The organism is Acetohalobium arabaticum DSM 5501 (assembly GCF_000144695.1).
GTDB classification, from domain to species: Bacteria; Bacillota; Halanaerobiia; order Halobacteroidales; family Acetohalobiaceae; genus Acetohalobium; species Acetohalobium arabaticum.
The window spans coordinates 296642-319043 of sequence record NC_014378.1 but is presented as its reverse complement, the minus strand read 5'-3'; the positions used below and the strand labels follow the sequence as shown (position 1 = coordinate 319043).

The 22402-nt window shown below is 39.8% G+C and carries 17 protein-coding genes; 4 read left to right on the top strand and 13 right to left on the bottom strand.

From position 1 onward, the window contains the following. Positions 1–342 precede the first annotated feature (342 nt). The 4 genes from acear_RS01605 (at position 343) to acear_RS01590 (ending at position 3418) form a co-directional block, all read left to right on the top strand. Positions 343–585 carry a hypothetical protein gene (locus tag acear_RS01605; protein WP_013277288.1) on the top strand — a complete coding sequence of 81 codons (243 nt, stop codon included), beginning with the start codon at positions 343–345 and terminating at the stop codon, positions 583–585. Between the two features lie 114 nt (positions 586–699). Continuing rightward, the gene (locus tag acear_RS01600) at positions 700–1647 is read left to right on the top strand and encodes a 1-phosphofructokinase family hexose kinase (protein ID WP_013277287.1); all 948 of its coding nucleotides are present in this window, start codon (positions 700–702) and stop codon (positions 1645–1647) included. A 2-nt stretch (positions 1648–1649) separates the two neighbouring features. Beyond that, the gene (locus tag acear_RS01595; protein ID WP_013277286.1) at positions 1650–2093 is read left to right on the top strand and encodes a CBS domain-containing protein; all 444 of its coding nucleotides are present in this window, start codon (positions 1650–1652) and stop codon (positions 2091–2093) included. A gap of 20 nt (positions 2094–2113) precedes the next feature. After that, positions 2114–3418 (top strand): cation:proton antiporter, encoded by a 1305-nt coding sequence (locus tag acear_RS01590; RefSeq protein WP_013277285.1) that lies wholly within the window; start codon positions 2114–2116, stop codon positions 3416–3418. A gap of 112 nt (positions 3419–3530) precedes the next feature. On the opposite strand, the gene uvrC is transcribed toward acear_RS01590, so the two are convergent. The 13 genes from uvrC to prfB form a co-directional block, all read right to left on the bottom strand. After that, on the bottom strand, positions 3531–5354 hold the full coding sequence (gene uvrC, locus acear_RS01585) for an excinuclease ABC subunit UvrC (RefSeq protein WP_013277284.1): 1824 nt from the start codon (positions 5352–5354) through the stop codon (positions 3531–3533). A 25-nt stretch (positions 5355–5379) separates the two neighbouring features. Beyond that, positions 5380–8190 carry an excinuclease ABC subunit UvrA gene (gene uvrA, locus acear_RS01580; protein ID WP_013277283.1) on the bottom strand — a complete coding sequence of 937 codons (2811 nt, stop codon included), beginning with the start codon at positions 8188–8190 and terminating at the stop codon, positions 5380–5382. Between the two features lie 610 nt (positions 8191–8800). Continuing rightward, entirely contained in the window at positions 8801–10792 is a 1992-nt protein-coding gene (gene uvrB, locus acear_RS01575; protein WP_013277282.1) for an excinuclease ABC subunit UvrB, read from the bottom strand. Positions 10793–11535: 743 nt separating this feature from the next. Then, complete coding sequence (locus tag acear_RS01570) at positions 11536–12678, bottom strand: divergent polysaccharide deacetylase family protein (RefSeq protein WP_013277281.1); 1143 nt, start codon at positions 12676–12678, stop codon at positions 11536–11538. Positions 12679–12714: 36 nt separating this feature from the next. Beyond that, entirely contained in the window at positions 12715–13932 is a 1218-nt protein-coding gene (locus acear_RS01565) for a S41 family peptidase (RefSeq protein WP_013277280.1), read from the bottom strand. A 179-nt stretch (positions 13933–14111) separates the two neighbouring features. Next, positions 14112–15053, bottom strand: a complete 942-nt coding sequence (locus tag acear_RS01560) for a transketolase family protein (RefSeq protein ID WP_013277279.1) — start codon at positions 15051–15053, stop codon at positions 14112–14114. A gap of 21 nt (positions 15054–15074) precedes the next feature. After that, positions 15075–15887, bottom strand: a complete 813-nt coding sequence (locus acear_RS01555) for a transketolase (protein WP_013277278.1) — start codon at positions 15885–15887, stop codon at positions 15075–15077. Between the two features lie 28 nt (positions 15888–15915). Beyond that, positions 15916–16770, bottom strand: a complete 855-nt coding sequence (locus acear_RS01550) for a YitT family protein (protein WP_013277277.1) — start codon at positions 16768–16770, stop codon at positions 15916–15918. 11 nt (positions 16771–16781) lie between these two features. After that, complete coding sequence (locus tag acear_RS01545) at positions 16782–17519, bottom strand: WecB/TagA/CpsF family glycosyltransferase (protein WP_013277276.1); 738 nt, start codon at positions 17517–17519, stop codon at positions 16782–16784. Continuing rightward, complete coding sequence (csaB, locus tag acear_RS01540) at positions 17520–18656, bottom strand: polysaccharide pyruvyl transferase CsaB (RefSeq protein ID WP_049772636.1); 1137 nt, start codon at positions 18654–18656, stop codon at positions 17520–17522. Further along, entirely contained in the window at positions 18623–20605 is a 1983-nt protein-coding gene (locus acear_RS01535) for a DUF5693 family protein (RefSeq protein ID WP_013277274.1), read from the bottom strand. The genes csaB and acear_RS01535 overlap by 34 nt, the downstream gene beginning before the upstream one ends. Continuing rightward, positions 20598–21287, bottom strand: coding sequence for an LmeA family phospholipid-binding protein (locus acear_RS01530; RefSeq protein WP_013277273.1), 690 nt, complete (start codon positions 21285–21287; stop codon positions 20598–20600). Before acear_RS01530 ends, acear_RS01535 begins: the two co-directional genes overlap by 8 nt. A gap of 4 nt (positions 21288–21291) precedes the next feature. Beyond that, positions 21292–22393, bottom strand: a protein-coding gene (gene prfB / locus acear_RS01525; protein ID WP_013277272.1) for a peptide chain release factor 2 whose coding sequence is annotated in 2 segments (ribosomal slippage) — positions 21292–22323 and positions 22325–22393 — 1101 coding nt in all. Because the reading frame shifts where the segments join, the coding sequence is not laid out codon by codon here. Positions 22394–22402 lie beyond the last annotated feature (9 nt).

Sequence of the window (22402 nt, the reverse complement as noted above, 5' to 3'; positions counted from 1 at the left end):
ATTTTGCACAATTAGTTGATATCTTGCAACAAGCGACTTCACTAGCGCTAACCGCAACATCCTGTTGCAGCGCAAGCACTAGAACGTCCTGTTCGTCGTAAAGTAGCCCAAAAAAGAAAATGATTATCATATAAGCTATAATTTTCAAATGTAGCTATAAGGATAATTTATTGCTAATTAATTAGGGCTGATTTTCGGAGCGTTTGCAAGATATCAACTCTAAACTGCAACAATATATCAATATCCTTTTAAAAAATAGTAGAGCCAAATTCTATAAACTTTCCAGTTATCAAAAGCTTATCTAAACAAAATACTAATCATAGCTCCGCTACTAAATAGGAGGTGGAACCAATATTCAAACAGATAGAACAGCATATGAAGTTCGGCGGCATGAAAGTAAGGAATGAAGTTCCAGTAGAGGAGATTAATGACTTTATTCTTAATCTTCCTGAAAATAAACGGGATAGCTGGTCAGAGGTAGTCCAGATTTTAGAAGATGAAGACATGATTACTATGGAAGGAGACTTCAGTACTATTGATGATGAACTGCTGGATGCACAAGTAGAGGAGAACCGCCGTATTTAATCTTTAAGCCTGCAACTAAAAATTGCAGGCTTTTTGGATATTTTTATTGACTATTAAATGAATATTTGTTAAAATATAATTTAAAATAATAGTTTTTTATGGAGGTGAAGTTAAATGATTACAACGGTGACTTTAAATCCAGCGATTGACCGGGAATACTTTGTAAAAAATGATAATCCTGGCCATCATCAGTATATTTATGAAGACCAAGAGATTAATGTCTCTCCCGGAGGTAAAGGATTGATAAGTGCGATTAATCTGAAATACTTAGGCTATTCGGATGTCCAGAATATCGGTTTTGTTGGCGGTCAGCAGGGGCTATTTTTTGAAAATATGGTCCAGGAATATAAAGTTACAACTAATTACATCTATACTGAAGATGAAATGCGGAATAATATCTATATTATTGGTAGAGAACCAGTAACTTACACCCATTATAATGATTATACATATCATGTTGGAGCTTCTAATGTAAAGCAGTTATTAAAGAGATTTAAACGGAGCATTACTGATAGCAATCTAATAATGATCTCCGGTTCTATTCCTAAAGGAGTTAGTTCCAGTATTTATCAAGACTTAGTCAAAATCTCCCATCAGAAAGAAAAAAAGGTCTATTTACATGCCAGTGGAGAAACCTTAACCTATGCTCTCCAGGAAAACCCACAGTTTGTAGTTCCCTATTTCAAACATACTGATAAAATTTTAAAAGAAAAGGTAGAGTCTCTAGAGGACTATATTAAAGCAGGAAAGAAGATGCAGGAAATGGGAGTTGAACACATATCAATTCCATTTCATTGTGATAGATTAGTATTTTATAACAATAGAGTCTATTCTATTTCAACAGAAGACTTCTATCTAATAAACTGGTTAGGAGCCGGTGAAGCATATAATGCTGCTTTCTTTGATCATATATTTCGAGAAGGATTCGATGTTATAGAAACTAACCGATATGCGGGAGCAGCCGCTCTTGCTGTAGCGGAAAAAAAAGAAATATTCCTAAACAGCAGATCTGAGATTGAAGATAAACTAGACCTGATTAATATCGAGGAGGTGGATTTATAACATTGAGTAGAGTAAAGAAGTATATGATGCGATCATTGAATTCGGTTTCTGAAGAAGATACTGTTCAGGAAGTAATTAAAGCTATGCATAAAATGGAAATGTCTGTACTGCCTGTAGTTGATGAAGAAAACAGATTTTTAGGTAGTATCTACGGTGAAAATATCTTAAGAAATATCATTCCTGAACAGTACGGTATGTTAGAAAGCCACCGCTTACTGTATGAAATCAACCAGGCAGCAGAAAACTTAAAAGAAATTGAAAGTAATAAAATAAAAGAATATATGTCAACTAATACTTCCGTAGTTAAGGAAATGGATAATATGAATAATCTAGCTGATATCATGTTAGATAATGAAGAATCATACTTATACGTAGTAAATGAAGAAGGAAAATTAAGAGGATACATTTCCCGAGGAGACCTACTTTATTATTTATCCGAAGAATGATAGTGATAGGAGTTGAGAATATGACAGGTGAAATAACAGAAGGATTATATCAGATTCAAGAATGGTTTGTTCTTAATCAGGTAGGCGATAAAGTAATCTATTTGATTGGTTTATTGATCTTTCTAGCGTGGTTAGTAGTTCTAATTGCTAAAAAAACTAAGGTTCCCATTGTAGTAGGCTATGTATTCTTAGGAATTCTTTTAAGTGTGGAATTAATAAATCAGATTCCCTTTCTAACTAAAGCCCAAAAATCATGGTATGAATTCTTGATTGAAAGCTTTGATTATATTCCCCAGCTAGCCTTAGCTTTTATAGCCTTTACTATCGGTAGTGAATTATCAATTAAAGTATTGAAGAACCTAGGTAAGAAGATTCTTTATGTAGTAGTCTTAGAAGCCTTTGGAGCTTTTATACTAGTTACTTTAGGAATATTAGCAATTGGTCAACCCCTCTATTTGGCTTTGTTATTTGGCTCAATTGCTTCAGCTACTGCACCGGCAGCTACAGTAATGGTCCTTAAAGAATATGATGCAGAAGGTGTATTGACTTCAATGATTTTAGCTATAGTAGGAATCGATGATGCTGTAGCATTAATCATCTTTAGCTTAATAAAACCTATCGCTTTAATTCTATATTCAGGCAACGGAAATTTATCACTGATCAATTCCATGTTACTACCTTTGGTGGAGATTGGAGGTTCGATAGCATTAGGATTGTTACTTGGCTATCTTTCTCAGAAAGTACTGGTTGGTTTTGAAGATAAAACAAAAAAAGTAATGACTGTAACAACAACAATTGTCGGCGGTTCTGCTGTAGCAATCCTGGTGGAATTATCACCATTAATTACTAATATGGCAATCGGCTTTGCCTATCGAAATTTTGCTCATAAAAATCTAGGGATAAAAGATTACCTAGATACACTAACTATCCCTCTTTATGCATTATTCTTTATTCTGGCTGGAACAGAAATTAGATTTACAGGAATTGCTTCTGTTAGCTTCCTAACAGTGGCCTTCACCTATACAATAGCCCGACTGATTGGAAAGATTGGAGGAGCCTCTTTAGGAGCCTCACTGTCCAATGCCCCTGAAAAAGTTAAGAAATATGTAGGATTCGGTCTATTACCCCAAAGTGGAGTAGCAATTGCTCTAGCCTATACTGTCCAGAAGAGTTTTTCTGAAGCACCTAAAGTCGGCTTATTGGTATTCAACACTCTATTATTCACATCAGCTTTAACAGAAGTATTCGGTCCCCTGGCTACAAAGCATGCTATCTTTCAGGCTGGAGAAGCCCAACAAGAAATTCAGCAGGACCAACCATCTTAAAATAGGATTAGTAACTGTACCCTGTGGAAAGTCAAAAGGATTCTCAAAAATAATTCTGGTTCCACACCAGGTTGGTTCCTGTTCAAAGGGAGCCAATTCATTTTTAAAACGCCTATGGTCTCGTATGCTCCCGCAAATAATTATAAACAGTAGTAGCTATCTGTTCACTGATTCCTTTAACCTCGCTCAACTCCTCAACCGAAGCCTTGCGAACTTTATCCAGCGAACCGAAATACTGTAATAATCGTTCCCGCCGCTTCTGACCAATACCGGGAATATCATCCAACATAGAATGGGTTACCCGCCGTGACCGCAGTTTACGGTGATAATTAACTGCAAAACGGTGGGCTTCATCCCTGACTCGCTGCAAAAGATATAATGCCTCTGAATCCCGGGGCAGAATTATAGGCTCTGATTGGCCTTCTACAAAGATCTCCTCTTCCTTTTTGGCTAAACCAATAACTGGCTGATTATCAATGCCGAGTTCATCCAGAACCTCTAAAACAGCATTTAATTGGCCTTTACCGCCGTCAATCAAGATTAAATCCGGCAGTTTTATATCTTCTTCTAGCAGCCGCGAATAACGCCTCTTGACTACTTCCTGCATCATACCAAAGTCATCTGGGCCTTCGACTGTCTTAATCTTAAACCGCCTGTAGTCTCCTTTCTGAGCAGTTCCATTCTCAAAGACTACCAGCGAAGCCACAGGATCAGTCCCTTGAATATTGGAAATATCAAAACCTTCAATCCTAACCGGCGGCTCTTCCAAATCCAGATATGTCTGCAGCTCTTTGACTGCTTTTAGAGGCTTACGACTCTTATAATCGGATTTAATCAGATAATCCTTCAAATTATACTTGGCATTTCGCTGGGCCATATTGATTAACTGGCGCTTGGCCCCATGCTGTGGAGTCTTGAGATAGACTCTAGAACCCCGCTTTTCATTCAACCAGTCTTCCATTATCTCTTTATCCTCAATCTCAATCTCTAATAATATTTCTTTAGGAATATAATTAATATTCATATAGTATTGCTTTAGAAAAGCAGTCAATGTTTCATCAATTGCTTCGGGAGTAGTCCCTTCCATAATGAAGTCCTCTTCACCTACTAATCTACCATTTCTGACTGCCATTACCTGAACACAAGCCAAATCATCCTGATGGGAAGTGGCCATCACATCCTGATCAGCAAAGTCTGAAGAAACGACCTTCTGGTTCTCTGTTACTTTCTTAATAGCTTCTATCTGATCCCTCAATTCAGCTGCCTGTTCAAACTCCTGTCTATCAGCCGCCTGCTCCATTTCCTCCTTAAGTTCTTCAATTAAATTCTGCTGCTTGCCCTTCAAAAAGAGACAGACCTCATCCACCATCGACTTATACTCATCAACATCAACACTGTTTACACACGGACCTAGACATTTTTCAATATGGTAATTAAGGCAGGCTCTATCCTTCTTCTCCTTGCAGGAAATATTCTTCTTACAATCACGCAGGGGAAATAGATCCCTAAGTAGCTTCAGAGTCTTATGGACAGCATTAACATCAGTATAAGGGCCGAAGTATCTGTCCCCATCCTTTTTAACAATCCTCGTCTTAAAGACTCGGGGATAATCTTCATTGGTAGTTACTTTAATATAGGGATACGTCTTATCATCCTTCAACCTGATATTAAATTTAGGATTATGCTTTTTAATCATTGTTGCTTCCAAAATCAAGGCTTCTACTTCCGAATCAGTGATAATATAATCAATATCAGCTATTCGCTTGACTAAAGCCTCCGTCTTAAAAGAATGATTCCTGGACTTTTGAAAGTAAGAACGGACTCTTTTCCGCAGTGATTTAGCCTTGCCGACATAGATAACTTCTCCGGCTTTATTCTTCATTAAATAGACTCCTGAGGCATCAGGAAGATTATCCAACTGTTTTTTCAGATCCATATTATCACTCCATCAGCTCTCTAATTTATAATACCTGCTGTAAATACTCTCCTGTATAGGAACCTTCCATTTCAATCAATTCTTCTGGCGTTCCAGTAGCAATTACTTCACCGCCTGCTTTGCCGCCCTCGGGACCAAGATCGACAATATAATCAGCTGACTTAATCACCTCTAAGTTATGCTCAATAACAATAACTGTATTGCCGCCTTCCCTCAGCCGCTTTAGAACCTCTAATAGCTTCTTGACATCAGCAAAGTGAAGCCCTGTTGTCGGTTCATCCAGAATATAAACAGTACTGCCGGTACTGCGCTTGCTTAACTCCTTAGCAATCTTAACTCGTTGGGCCTCACCGCCGGATAAGGTAGTAGAAGGCTGTCCTAACTTGATATAGCCTAAGCCTACATCATAAAGTGTCTGCAGCCTCCGTTTAATCTTCGGAATATTATCGAAGAATTCCAGTGCTTCTTCAATAGTCATATCCAGCACATCAGCAATCGTTTTACCTTTATACTTGATCTCTAATGTTTCACTATTATACCTCTTGCCGCCGCAGACTTCACAGGGGACATAGACATCAGCTAAAAAATGCATCTCTATCTTAATAATACCATCACCACTGCAGGCTTCACAGCGCCCACCTTTTACATTGAAACTGAAGCGCCCTTTCTTATAACCGCGCCGCTTGGCTTCTGGCGTCTTGGCAAAGACTTCGCGAATATAATCAAAGACCTTAGTATAGGTCGCTGGATTAGAACGGGGCGTGCGACCGATCGGTGACTGGTCGATATTAACAACCTTATCTATCTGGTCCAGTCCCACCACTTCATCATGATCGCCCGGCTTCTCTGTTGATTGATAGAACTCCTGCATCAACCGTTTATTCAGAATCTCATTAATTAAAGTACTCTTCCCGGAACCGGAAACCCCAGTAATACAGGTAAACAGCCCTAGCGGCAGACTGACATCGATATCCTTCAGATTATGCTGCCGGGCTCCTTTAATCTCCAGATACTCACCATTCGGCTGCTGCCTCTCTTCCGGTACCGAAATCTCTTGTTTACCGGAGAGATACTGTCCAGTTAGCGATTCCTCTACTTCCATAATCTCTTCTGTATCTCCTTGGGCTACAACTTCTCCGCCATTCTTTCCGGCTCCAGGCCCCATATCTATAATATGGTCTGCTTCTCTGATTGTCTCTTCATCATGTTCGACGACTACTACTGTATTGCCTACATCCCGCAGGTCCTGCAGCGTATTAATCAACCGCTCATTATCCCGCTGATGGAGGCCGATACTGGGCTCGTCCAGAATATAGAGCACGCCTACTAAGCTAGAACCAATCTGAGTTGCTAATCTAATCCGCTGTGATTCACCGCCGGATAATGTACCGGCTGATCTTCCTAAAGTTAAATAATTCAAACCTACATTATTAAGAAAGCTTAACCGTTCACGAATCTCTTTTAGAATCTGACCTCCGATTAATCTATCTCTATCACTTAACTCCAGCTCAGAAAAGAAGTTATAGGCTTCCTCAATAGATATTTCCGTTACTTCATCAATAGAACGGCCGCCGACGGTTACAGCCAGACTTTTAGGATTTAATCTCCCGCCTTCACAGTCAGGACACCTACCGATGCTCATATACTTTTCTAATTTTTTCTGGCCTTTATCTGATTTAGCCTCATTTAATCTCCGATTCAAATAGCCTATAACTCCTTTAAACTTAGTAGTATGCATTCGAGTTCGATTATAGCGATTAGTATATCTGAAGCTTACTTCTTCGGAAGTACCATAAATTAATATATCTATAATCTTCTCATCAAATTCCTTAAGCGGTGTATCCAGGCTAAAACCAAAATGATCAGCCAAAGCCTCCAACAACTGTGGATAATACTTACTGCGCGATCTCCGCCAAGGAATGATTGCTCCATCATTAATTGATTGATCATAATCTAAGATTAAATCCGGATCAAACTCCCGTTTTGTTCCTAGTCCATCACAGGTCGAACAGGCACCATAGGGACTGTTAAAGGAAAACATTCTCGGCGTCAGTTCTTCTAAATTAATTCCACAATCAGGGCAGGCAAAATTGGCACTAAAAAGCTGCTCCTTACCATCAATTACATCCACAATTACTAATCCTGCCCCTAAATCCAGAGCAGTTTCTAATGAATCAGTTAAACGTTCTTTTATTTCATCTTTAATAATCAGTCTATCAATTACTACTTCAATCCGGTGACGCTTATTAGAATCTAGATTAATCTCTTCAGCTAAATCTTTAACTTCACCATCGACTTTAACCCGCACATATCCTTCTCGCTGCATCTCTTCTAATAATTCCTTATGTTCACCTTTTCGATCTTTAACTATCGGAGCTAAAATCTGCAGCTTGGTCCTTTCTTCTAACTCCAATACCTGATCTACAATCTCATCAATTGTCTGGGAAGTAATCTCCTGATCACACTCAGGACAGTGCGGCGTCCCTACTCTAGCATATAATAAACGAAGATAGTCATAAATTTCAGTAACAGTTCCTACTGTAGAACGGGGATTCTGACTGGCATTCTTTTGATCAATAGAAATCGAAGGCGACAAGCCTTCAATATATTCAACTTTAGGCTTCTCCATCTGGCCTAAAAACTGGCGAGCATAGGCTGAAAGCGACTCTACATATCTCCGCTGTCCCTCCGCATAAATCGTATCAAAGGCCAGTGAAGACTTACCGGAACCGCTCAAACCGGTAATCACTACTAATTCATTCCGCGGAATCTCTATATCCAGATCCTTTAAATTATGCTCTTGAGCTCCTTTGATAACTATTTTATCCTTTACCATTCTAATCACCCTCCTTACAAGAGATCCAAATGGTCTATTCTCTGGTTTAATTTTAGAATACTACCTGTTATTATATCAGTAATAGTTATTAATTGCAAAATTCTTTCTGTTAATTTCGAGTCTATTATACCAGATGAATTTGAGATTTTAAATATAGCTTTATTGATATATTGTGTCACTTTCCATTTGCAACTAATATAGTTTTCTTTCATGATATTGCAGATTATAGTCAACAAATCTCTTACGCTTGCCATTCGTTCGACGTCCTGTCTCACTCATTCTCAAAAACTGACTCTCCACCATCCCTGGTTCCGAGTCAGTTTTAAGAGTCGCTCCAGAGAAATGTTGACTATTTATAGCACAGAATTTTCATTAATCTGGTTTTAAACGCTTCCTCAAATAATTTTGCACAATTTAGTTGATATCTTGCAAAAAGCGACTTTAAAGCAGTCCCACAAGAGAGAATAGTTAACATATAAAGCGGAATCTTTAAATCATAACACTAAGATTTATTTACTGCTGAGTGACTAGGACTGATTTCTGGAGCGTTTGCAAGATATCAACTCTAAACTGCAACAATATATCAAAAAGACACCATTTTAAGGTGCCTTTATAATAGACTATTTAACTCCTCAATCTCATCTCTAATCTGGGCTGCCAGTTCAAATTCTAAATTATCGGATGCTTCTTCCATCTCTGCTTCTAATTCTATTATTAACTTTTCTATCTCTTCAGCTGTCATATCCTCTGGATCTCTCTCATCTGATTCTTCAGTGGTGTATTCTACATTGCTCTCTTCAGCTACCATATCCACCGGCCGCAGCACTTCTCTAACCGGCTTGATTATTGTCTGCGGAGTAATTTCATTCTCTTCATTAAACTCCTGTTGAATTCTTCTGCGGCGGTTAGTTTCTTCGATAGCCTCCTGCATTGAATCTGTCATCTTATCACCATACATAATTACTCGACCGTTGACATTACGGGCAGCCCGTCCAATTGTCTGAATTAGAGACCGGGTGGAACGCAAAAATCCTTCCTTATCAGCATCCAGAATTGCTACTAAAGAAACTTCAGGAAGATCCAGTCCCTCCCGAAGAAGATTAATCCCGACTAAAACATCAAACTCCCCCTGGCGGAGATCACGAATAATCTCCAGTCGCTCAATAGTATCTATATCGGAATGGAGATATCTTACCTGGACTCCGACACTGCCGAGATACTCTGTCAAGTCTTCGGCCATCTGCTTAGTTAAGGTTGTAATTAGAACACGCTCATCACGCTCCACTACTTTACGAATCTCTGCTAAGAGATCATCAATCTGTCCCTCGGTCGGACGAACATCTATCTTGGGATCAACCAGACCTGTGGGCCGAATAATCTGTTCTACTATCTGCTGACTATGCTCCTCTTCATAAGGTCCCGGCGTAGCTGAAATATAGACTGCCTGATTAATGAGGCTTTCAAATTCTTCGAACTCCAAAGGTCTATTATCCAAAGCCGACGGCAGCCTAAAACCATGCTCCACTAACTTTTCCTTCCGCGATCTATCCCCAGCATACATACCGCCGATTTGGGGAATAGTTTTATGGGATTCATCAATTAAAAGTAGAAAATCATCAGGAAAGTAGTCTATTAAGGTCTGTGGTCTAGAACCCGGCTCTCGATCGGCTAAATGGCGGGAATAATTCTCGATTCCCTGACAGAAACCTACCTCTTCTAACATCTCCAGATCATATCTTGTCCGCTGTTCTAAACGCTGGGCCTCCAGTAATTTATCTTGGCTGCGCAGTTCTTTTAGGCGTTCCTCAAGTTCTGCTCTAATACTTTTAATTGCCCGTTTTAGCTTCTCTTCTTTGGTTACAAAGTGGCTGGCAGGATAGATTGTTAATCCCCCCAGCTCCTCTTTAATCTCTCCAGTGATAGAATCAATCTCCCGGATTCTATCTACTTCATCGCCGAAAAGCTCTACTCGATAGACTCTATCCTCATAGGCCGGATGAATTTCAATTACATCTCCTCTTACCCGAAAGCTACCCCGGTCTAAATCATAGTCTTTCCGTTCATACTGAATATAGATTAATTCTCTGATAATCTCTTTTCGTTCTTTAACTGCTCCCCGCTCAAGCGAACAGGTCAAATCCAGATAATCCGTCGGCGAACCCAGACCATAAATGCAGGAAACACTGGCTACGATAATTACATCTTCTCTCTCAAATAAATCACTAGTTGCTGCTAACCGCAATCTATCTATTTCTTCATTAATTGAGGCATCCTTTTCAATATAGGTATCTGTCTGTGGTACATAGGCTTCTGGTTGATAATAGTTATAATAACTAACAAAATATTCTACTGCATTATGAGGAAAGAACTCACGGAACTCACTACATAACTGAGCAGCCAAAGTCTTATTATGAGCAATTACTAAAGTCGGCTTCTGAACCTGCTCAATTAAATTGGCCATAGTAAAAGTCTTCCCTGACCCAGTAACTCCTAAAAGTGTCTGATGCTGCATTCCTGTTTCAACTCCAGCCTGCAGTTTCTCGATTGCTTCCGGCTGATCACCGCAGGGAGTGTAATCTGAAATTAATTCAAATTGGGGCATTTTCTCCCCCTCCCTTCAAATCATTATTATACCATAATTAATTTCAAATCACAGCAAACAAGAATTAACAGTTTATCTGATAGCCTAATTAATAATTGTTACTATTATATTATAAGTGATTTCACCTTGAAATTAAACTCCCTGTTTAAGAAACCTATACTCAAAGAAATGGCTTATCGGCCGCTCTTCTATAAATTCAACTATACTACTTTTAAAAGAATATTGATATATTGTTGCAGTTTAGAGTTGATATCTTGCAAATGCTCCGAAAATCAGCCCAATCAATTAGCAATAAATTAACTTTATAGCTACAGTTTAAAGATCCTACTTTATATGATACTTACCTTCTCTTTTGGGGCTGCTTTAAAGTCGCTTATTGCAAGATATCAACTAAATTGTGCAAAATTATTTGAGGAAGCGTTTAAAACCAGATTAATGAAAATTCTGTGCTATAAATAGTCAATATGTGTCCAGAGCGACTCTTAAAACTAACCCGGAACCATGGACGGTGGAGGGTTAGTTTTTGACAGTGAGTGAGACAGGACGTCGAACGAACGGCAAGTGGCGGATACATATTGACTATTACTGCAATATCATGAAAGTGTAAAACTGCAATAATATATCAATTTAATTTTATAATGAACTTTATCTACAACTTAAAGAAGCATAATTTCCTGTTGTATATAGAAAAAAGTTCGATCATCTTTAAAGATAATCGAACCTCTAACTTAATGAAATAAGTTTCACTTCACTAATTCAGAAACATAGACTAACTGAATTCCCTTCTCCTCTAGCTTAGGAATCAACTCCTTAATAGCCTGAATAGTATTCGGTTTAATATGACCAATAGTAATCAGCTCACCTTGTTTCAAAGCTACATCAGCTAAATACTGAATCTGCTTATTAATTCTCTCCTTATCATCGATATTATCAATAAAGAGATGATTCACAGCATAGGATTCGCCAACCTCTCTAGCTGCAGCTGGCACTACAGAACGAGGTGCTGTACTGCTGTCAATAAAGAATAGATCCTGCTGGTGGAGATAATCTAAAACCACAGACATCGTCTTATTATCTGCAGTAACCTTAGAACCCATATGGTTATTGACACCTGCTACCTCAACTCCAAGACTGGCCAGTCCCTTCTGTATAGTAGTCCTAATTTCTTCAGGGGCCATATCAGTATAGATAGCTCCCTCACCTGGACTAACCGGTGATGAAGGCTCCATAGGTAAATGCAGCAGAATCTCATGGCCTGCTTGAACGGCTTTTTCAGCATCAGAAGTAGAATAAGGACGAAACGGCAAAACTGCTACTGTTAATGGACGATCGATCTCCATTAATTCTGCCGTACCATCTCGATTAAATCCTAAATCATCAATAATAAAGGCCATTCTGGCTTTAACCTTTGGTTGGGTCATCTTTAAGTGGTACAGAGTCAGTTCCTTATCTTTTAATTCTGCCGACTGCAGCTTAACTGTTAACTCAGCCTCTGCTACTTCTGACCCGGATGATTCCGTTTCTAATTCTATTTTGACTTCATCTGCTGTTAATTTATGTTTTAGACCGGTTAATAATCTATCTAACTCTTGTTCTTTTGAGGAAGGAAAGGGCAGTTCAATCTTTTGAAAGTTCTTCTGCCAACTAACTTCCCTTTCAGCAATCATTTCTTTCTTTTTGCGTCCCCACTCCATTTCAGACCTAAAATCCAATTCCTGTTGCTGCCAGTAAGAATTAACCTTATCTTTAATATCTTTGCTTATTTCAATATAATTCAGTTTTTCAACATTAGTTTTAGTTGGAGTAGAACTACTACAAGCTGTTAAAGTAGAGATAATTAACAGCCCGCTAATTATTAAGCATATCTTTCCTAGCTTTTGATTCATCTTTAAACCTTCCTATCCTATTATTAAATTCTCTATCTAACTGGCTGGTTTAAGTTCTTCTTGCTGCTCTTTAATCTTCTTCTTTAAATACTTAATTGCCCGCTGCAGCTGTTCATCCTGTTCAGTATCATCAGGATCATATTCTACTTTAATATCAGGTTCAATACCTGTTTCATTGATATACCGCTCATCAGGAGTATAGTACCTAGCAGTTGTCAGCTTTAAAGCTGATCCATCATCCAAGGGAATAACTGACTGCACAACTCCCTTGCCAAATGTCTGATTACCCATCACTACTCCATTATCCGTATCCTGAACTGCTCCGGCTATTATCTCCGAAGCACTGGCGCTTCCTTCATTGACTAAGACTACCAACGGATGTTCCGAAGGCTTTATCTCGGAAGAAACCAAGAGAGTTTCCTGCTCTCCATTTCGTTCTTTAATATGAACTACCGGACCATTAGGTATAAAGCTACTGGCAACCTTGACTGCCTCTTTTAACATTCCTCCCGGATTATTTCTTAGATCAAGAATAACCGCTTCTGCATTCTGCTCTTCCAGTTTCTTTAATTCCTGCTGTACATCTGCACCTACTTCTTCAGCAAACTGAGCAATTCTAATGTAACCAATACCCTCCTCTTTTATCTCTGATTCTACATAAGGTACTTCTATCATAGCTCTAGTAATGGACACCTCAATTACTTCCGGCTCCTTTTCTTCATCTTTTTCACGTTCGATAGTTAAGATTACTTCAGTTCCCGGTTCGCCTTTCATCAAACTGACTGCTTTCTTGATTGTCATTCCTTCTGTCGACTCTCCATCAATCTGAGTAATTATATCTCCAGCCTGTAAGTCTGCTTTAGACCCAGGCGTACCTTCAATCGGAGATACAATTGTCAATTCTTCATGACGCATAGTAACTACAATTCCAATACCGCCGAATTCACCTTCAAAGTTCATCTGCATATCCTCATAATCCTCTTTTGATAAGTATCTAGTATAGGGATCCTCTAAAGAATTCAACATCCCTTTAATGGCTCCTGTTAGAAGTTTATCTAATTCAACCTCTTTAACATAATAACGCTGAACAATAGTTAACACATTTTCAAAGATCTTGAATTTCTGCGGCATCTCCTCAGCCAATAGATAATCATCGGCCTGGACACCTCTAATAAAGAAACCTAGAACACCGGCTCCTAAAATTAGTGTAATCAAAGTAACAATCCCTACTAACTTGCCCCATCTTTTGAACATACTCTGTCACTACCTTTCTCAGACAACTACTTTATATCTATATTCACATAGCTTAATTATATTCTTTCTAGGTTTCAAACCTAACTCCTGTTTTTAATAGCAGGAAATTATTGAAAACAAACAAAAAGCCGCTACTATCTTAACAGCTGCGGCTTTTTTATTATAGCTTACATTTTTATTTATTTTTTATTCATTACATCTTTCACAGCACCAATGACATCTTCAGAACTAATTTCAAAGTGATCCATTAGTTCTTCTGGGCCTCCGGAACGGCCGAAGGTATCCTTAATCCCTACTCGTTGCATCGGCAGTGGAGAGTTCTCTCCTAATACTTCGGCTACTGCACTGCCTAATCCGTTATAGATATTATGTTCTTCGGCAGTTACTACTGCTCCTGTCTTTTCCGCGGCAGCAACTACTCCTTCTACATCGATAGGCTTGATTGTATGGACATTTACTACTTCAGCTTCAATACCTTCCTGGGCTAAAGTATCAGCTGCTTCTAAAGCTTCACCAACCATCACTCCCGTAGCAAAGATAGTTACATCGCTGCCTTCCCGAACCGGCATTACTTTACCCCACTCAAATTCATATTCTTCCTCATCAAAAACAACAGGAACTCCACCGCGAGTAAAGCGCATATAGACCGGACCATCATAGTCAGCTGCAGCCCTAACTACCTGTTTGGCTTCTACAGCATCACCGGGGACTATCACTGTCATCTTTGGTATCGACCTCATAATTCCAATATCTTCAATAGCCTGATGAGTAGCTCCATCGGCTCCAACAGTAATTCCGGCATGGGTCACTGCTATCTTAACATTCAACTCAGGATAAGCAATAGAATTTCTGATCTGATCAGCTACCCGGGCACTGCCAAAAACAGCAAAAGTACTAACAAAGGGTATCTTCCCACAGGTAGCCATTCCGGCTGCCGTACCTATCATATTCTGTTCAGCAATTCCCATCTGAAAGAAACGCTCGGGAAATTCAGCTGCAAAGTGTTTAACCCGTGTAGATGAACCTACATCGGCATCAAAAACTACAATATCTTCATTCTCTGTTCCTAACTCCAATAAGGTTTCTCCATAGGCATCTCGTGTAGCAATCTTTTCTGACATTAATCTTAACCTCCCAAATATTTAATTCAATTCTGCTAAAGCCTGCTCTAATTCTTCTTCATCAGGTGCATTACCGTGCCAGGCTGCTTTATCTTCCATAAAGGAAACTCCTTTTCCTTTGACAGTATTAGCCACAATCATCACCGGCTTGTCCGTTACTTCTCTAGCTTCAGCTAAAGCCTCCAAAATTTCTGTTAATTCATGGCCATCAATCTCGATCGTATACCAGCCAAAAGCTTCGAATTTATCAGTTACTGAATGAACATTCATTACTTTCTCTGTCTTATCTATTAATTGAACCTGGTTATAATCAGTAAAAGCAATCAGATTGTCCAATTTATAATTAGCCGCCGACATAGCAGCCTCCCAAATCTGGCCTTCCTGAATCTCTCCATCCCCAACCATAGCAAAGACGCGGTAATCCTTCTGATCTAACTTACCGGCCAAAGCCATACCTACTGCAGCAGAAAGACCCTGTCCTAGCGAACCGGCTGTCATATCTACTCCCGGCGTCTTATTCATATCCGGATGGCCCTGCAGATGACTGTCTAAATCCCTTAAAGTCTGCAACTCTTCCTCTGGAAAGTATCCTTTCTTAGCTAAAGCAGCATATAACACCGGAGCAGCATGTCCCTTCGAAAGCACAAATCTATCTCTATCCTCCCAATCCGGATTAGCCGGATCTAAATTCATCTCTTCAAAATAGAGAGCAGTTACTATCTCTGCTGCTGACAGTGAACCTCCCGGATGTCCAGAACCTGCCTTAGCTACCATCTTTAAGATACTGCGCCTGAGTTCTGTTGTCTTATCCTCTAAATCTTCAATCTTTGTCATTTTCTCCTAAGCCTCCTTGTTGGATTAACTATTCACTTCTACGAACCATACTTTCATTAAAGCCTTCTCCCAATACTTCATGAACATCAGTAATAATCAAAAAGGCCTCCTGATCCAAATTATAAACTAAATTTTTTAATCTAGTTACTTCGCTTCTGCTGATGATACATAACAGAATTTCTTTATCGCTGTTAGTATAACCACCTTTACCCTCTAAAACTGTTACTCCCCTATCCAGCTTATGTAAAATTTCTTCTTTAATCTCTCTATCTTCATCAGAGATAATAAAGGCACCTTTAGAAATATTAAATCCTTCCTGAACCAGATCAATTGCCTTGCTGGTAATAAAGAGAGCAATTAAAGCATACAGTGCTACTTCAGCATTAAAAGCAATAGCAGCAGAAAAAATAACACAGAAATCTATCATCAACAAAGCCTTACCAACACTAATATTAAAGTAATAATTCACCAACTGAGCTACCAGATCAGTTCCGCCGGTAGTTCCTTTAAACCTAAAAACCAGCCCCAATCCGGTTCCGACAAATACTCCTCCGTAGATTGCTGCCAACAATAGATCATGGGTTAAAACCGGCAAATATGGTACTAAATAATCTGTAGCCAGAGAAAGAACTAAAATACCGTACAGAGTTCTAACTCCAAACTTTGTTCCTAATACCTTAACACCGATTATAAACAGCGGAACATTAATTACCAGTATCGTCCTTCCTACCGGAAAGTTAAAGAGATGATAAACCACAGTTGCTAAACCACTGATCCCGCCGGAAGCAATCTTATTGGGTACTAAAAAGACTACCAATCCTATAGCTGTGAATATACTACCTAAAGTAATTCCTAAATAATCATATACTATTTCTCTTTTCATGTCAACATCCCCTATTTTAGCCCCAAAATCTTCCTCTTAGTAACTAAATAAACAAATTTCGGCAAGGCTAATATTCGCCTAAACCGCTTCGGCTCCTGCAGCAGTCGATAGAGCCACTCTAAACCTAATTTCTGAAGCCAGTCCGGTGCTCTCTTTTTCTGTCCGGCTAAAACATCGAAGCTACCCCCAACTCCCATACCAACAGAAGCCTGTAGAGAAGGCAAATTCCTTACCAGCCATTTCTCCTGCAGCGGCACTCCCATACCGACAAAGAGAAGATCAGGCTGCAGCTGATTAATCTCTTTAATTACATAAGCTTCACTTTTATTATCTAAATAGCCATGATGTTCTCCAATTACTCTTAGTTCTGGATATTCTGATAAAATCCTTCTTTTTGCCTGAAAAGGTATGCCCGGTCTTCCGCCCAACAGATAGATTTGATAATCCTTCTGGGCTGCTAGACTAAATAACCGCTTCATCAGGTCGATTCCTGCTACTCTCTCCGGCATGACTGCTCCTAACAATCTAGCCGCCCAGACTACTCCAATACCATCAGGAACTGTCAGATCAGCCTGATTTAAGATCTTTTTAAGCTCTAAATCCTGCTGAGCCATAACCAGCATCTCTGAATTAGGAGTCACTACCAGATGGGACTCAGTCCGGTTCTTGATTAATCTATCTATTTCTGCCACGGCAGCATCCAGATTAACCTGATCAACAGCAACATCTAAAATATCAATCTGCTCCACTCAATCACTCCTATCCTTCAGAAGTTTCCGGACTGAATCTATATCGTCATAAGCAATCTGCTGCATTTCAACAGCCTTTCTTCTCAGCTTCTCTTCTGCCTGACCTCGATTCTGCCAGATATCCAGAACTTGATTATATAGCTCTGTAGCTGATAGATCAGTTACTCTACCGGCTGACCTTAAGTCTAGCCGCTTAAGAAGGCTATCTACTTTGGGATCATAGGAGATACCGACTAGGGGTACATAATTAACAGCAGCAAAGATCAGCGAATGGAGCCGGACTCCAATCACCAATTCGCACTCACCAAATAAGCCGGCTATCTCCCGGGGATGATACTTGCCTGTAAGCAGCTTTGTTTCTGTCTCCATCTGCTCTTTAACCTTCCGGCTTGCTGTTAAATCATGGGGATAATGTAGAGGCAGAAAGAGAATACCCCCTTCCAATTTATGATTAATCCGATCCAATACCCCGGCTAAAACTGACAAATAATCATTACTTTCTGCTGTCCAGTGGCGGACTGAAACTCCAATTACAGGCGGCTTCAGTTCGAGACTTTCAGCTGTAATAATCTCCTGTTTCCTCTCCTCTGAAACCAGTGACAGATTAAAGACTGGATCTACTGTCACTTCAATCGGCTTTCTTACCCCTAACTTTACCAGCAGTTCTTTAGATTCTTCATCCCGCACTGTCAACCTGGCTGCTGAATTAAGCACTTTCGGCACTAAAGACTTCCCTAATCTACTGGTAATAGGTCCTACTCCTTGAGCATAACAGACCACTGATAGATTAATCTTATGTGCTAAATAGACCAATCCCAGATAATAAAGCAGACTCCGCTGGCTAGTTGTATCCTGAAGTAGACTGCCGCCGCCTAACAGCAGAAGATCTGCCTGATAAAAGACTGTTATAATTTCAATTAAGCTAAAACGGTCAACAGCTGAAACATTATATAATTTTTCTGTCCGGGCTGGATTAGCCGATAAGACTGTAATTTCCACTTCTTCATCTATCCTCTGGCGCAGACTAGAAATAATAGCTGCCAGAATAGCCTCATCTCCGGCATTATCGAAGCCATAATAGCCGGCAAGAGCTATCTTTTTCATCAATCCAGCTCCTTTCTCAACTTCTGTTTCCAAATAAGTAAGCCTCTCCCTAACTTAACTAATAGAATCCCAATAACAAAACCTAACATTAATCCCAGACCTACCCTTACTCCGCTTGTCCAGAGCGGAGTATGAATATGAGAGAAGGTATTCATAACAGTAATCTGGCCTACTAAACCTCCTAACAGAACTGGAATACTCCAATCTCGATTTCCAGTTATAATCAGCCAGGTAGCCATTACCAATAAGGGATGGCCGATTAGAAATGATTTAAATCTAGGCCGTACTGATAAGAGTTGCTCTAGCCAGTCCCGAATTATAAGTTCCAGTTCTGGCACCGGAATTAAGGGCTGGTTCCCGGTTCGTCCTATGTATATTATGCCCACTACTGCCAAAAAAATTAATAAGAATAGGTCTTTTAACTTTAAATTCTTATTTAACAGACTATTAGCCTTATCTATTAGAGCTTGAAAGCTGTAATCTTCTCTATTAAGCCAGAATCGATAATGTAGATAATAAGCAATCACCAAGAGAATCGGTCCTATAAAAGAAAGTTTAACTCCTCTAAACTGCCGAAGCTTCACCATATAATGCCAGCTGCCTAGAGCACCAACTAACAAGACTCCACCGCTTAATGTAATCAAACTAACTCTCACAAATATATTGAACAATGCCTTGATTCTATTCTCAATCTCTTGATTAGAAAAAATATAGGGGAATAGAGTACTTACTACTGCCAAGGTAGGAAAGATAATCGCAACCAATAAAGCAGTCAGTTCTCTAGTTAAAAAGATATAGTCCTGACTAATCAGAACTAAAGATACCAGAGCAGATATCAAAAACAGGATCAACTTATACCTTCCTGCAACAACCAAAGGAAATTCAGAAATGAATAAATACTCCACTAAATAGAATAAAGCAGCTACAGCTGCCAGATTAATTATAAATAAGAAAAGAAGACTGCTGGAGAAATCAGAAATAGGCTCGGCAGGTGCTAGAGAATAACCTTCTGCCTGCAGGCCAGCCGTCAAATCAGCCACCAGCTGATTAGTTAACTCCACAGCTGATCTTCCGTCTTTACTTTCTAAAATCGGCTTTAGATAGACGCCCCGAACATTCCTCTCTCTTACTGCCCGCAGATAGCGGTCTACTAACTTTTCAACCGGCAGTAAATTAAATTCCTGCTGGTCAGCACTATGCACCCGAATATTATTAGGTCCCAAATTATTAGCCAGCCTATTAACGCCTGTTTGTTCAGCAATAAATGGTTCAATAATACCTAACTGCAGATCATACTCTTCGATTAAAGCAGCAGTCGCGGATAGATAATCCGGATATCCCAACACTTCTGTACCGCTAAAGATCACCTGTGATAAAGCTGCCTGGGGGAGAGTATTCAGCTCACTGAATCTATCCTTGATAGCTTTAGAATCATCGACAGCCTGATTGCCAAACCGCGGTACTACTTTCAGCCCAGACCGACGGGCTAAGTCCAACTGCTCAGCTGTAAATCCTATCGGAAAATCTACCAGCTGCTGTTGGTCAGCTTCAGCTGCTAATAGTTTCCTATCTGCTGTCACCACTTTATTATCACCTAGATAGCTGCTTAACCTCTCTTCTATCTTCTGTTTAAGCTGAGGCGTACGGCAGAAGATAGAAGTCATTTGCTGAAAATTATTTCCAACAGTCTCTTTTAATAGTCTCAATTCCAGATCAGTTACTAGCTTAACCTTACCGCTGGCTTCTAGATCTCCAAGATCCTGTTCTATAATAGCCAGCGAAGTAACGCCCTGGCTTTCATACTTTTCTAATAGAGCAGCTAAATCAACCCCAGGCGGCAGCTTAAGCTTCTGCCACTGCTTAAGATCCAGAATCAATTCAACACTGCGATTTCCAGTCTCTACCTGATAGCGTTGATATCCAATTACAGCACCAGTAATCATTCCGGCTATAATCAATATAATCAAGACTTTTTTATACATTATCTTCTTCCATCCCACCTAAGATTACTAACTTATTCTGCTTTACTCTAATCTCATCGGCCTGTAGAGGAACCGGTAATTCAGTTAGATCCAGAGTAAGATTGACTTCACTCATCAGCCGCTCTATAACCTCACGCGGAATTCTCAACTCAGCTACCATTAAGTCCTGAGGAAGAAAACTTAATTTCTGGTCGGTTTCTAACTTAAACTTACCACCTAACTTAAGCTTGATGGGGTTTCCAAAGAAGTCAAAATCTCCGGCGAGTACTGTCTGTTCAGGACCTAGATTTAGAACTATATTCTGGAGTGAAGAGAGCCTTTCAGCCAGATAATCCTCCAGTTCCTCTTCGGTAAATACCAGTCTCAACTCTTCATTAGTCCCGACAAAGGCCTGTCCTTCATTTCTATTATTAGTAGATTTGAACTTAATATTACTGAATTTAGCTTCTAATTCAGCTACCTTCAATCCATCAACTACTAATTCCTCTCCGCTCAGGTTAACCTTCTGAAACCGGCCGCCCAGCATCAACAATGCCGGCAGTGAATTAACTTCGACTTCTAAACTCTGGGCTGATTCCAGCTGCTGGGTTAAATTCTGCTCTAACTGGCGGGAAAAGTAAACCGGCAGCAGTAGCTGACTGATTAATAAAACTGCTACAATAAGTCCAATTAATTTCTTCATAATTTTATCCTCTCTTAGTCTCTTTCAAATAAGCTTCAATCAAAGGATCCAGTTCTCCATCCATCACTGCTTCAATATTATTAATTTCTAGATTAGTCCGGTGGTCTTTAATTAGCTGATACGGATCAAAGAAGTAAGAACGAATCTGGCTCCCCCAGCTGATATCCTTCTTCTCACCGCGAATCTCGGATAACTTCTCAGCCTGCTTCTCCTTCATATAATCAAAGAGTTTAGCCTTTAGAATCTGCATTGCTTTCTGGCGGTTCTTATGCTGGGAACGCAGCGACTGACACTGGACTACAATTCCTGTTGGCTGATGTGTAATTCTAACAGCCGAATCAGTAGTATTAACATGCTGGCCGCCGGCACCGCTGGCCCGATAAGTCTCTATCTTCAGATCATTCTTTTCGATATCAATATCTATATCATCCTCGATTTCAGGCAGCACCTCCACAGAAGCAAAGGAAGTATGGCGCCGGCCGGAAGAATCAAAAGGTGAAACCCGAACCATACGATGGACTCCTTTTTCTGCCTTCAGATAGCCGTAAGCATAAGGGCCATTAATCTGTAAAGTTACACTCTTAATTCCGGCCTCTTCGCCGGCCATAAATTCCAAGGTCTCTATCTGATAATCCTTCTTTTCAGCCCAGCGGTTATACATTCTAAGCAGCATCTCAGCCCAGTCCTGGGAATCAATTCCGCCGGCTCCGGGATTAATCGATAACAGAGCAGAATTCTGATCATATTCACCATCCATAACTACCTTTAGCTCTAACTCTTCAATATCCTCTTCTAAACCCTGTAATTTATCTTTAATCTCTTCAGTTACTGAATCATCATCCTCTTCCTGGCCCAATTCAATCAAGACTTCTATTTCTTCCAATCTTTCTTCCAGTCTATCAAAGCTTTCCATCATATCTTTGAGAGCACTGGCCTCTTTTGATATCTGCTGGGCCCGAGAACTGTCATCCCAGAAACCAGGCTTTGACATCTCCGCCCGCAGTTGGTCATGCTTCTCTTCTAACTTATCATAGTCAAAGAGAGACCCTCAGTTCTGCTAACTCTCCTTTTAGTCCTTCCAGTCTTGCTTGCTTATCTTCTAACACTTGAACTCC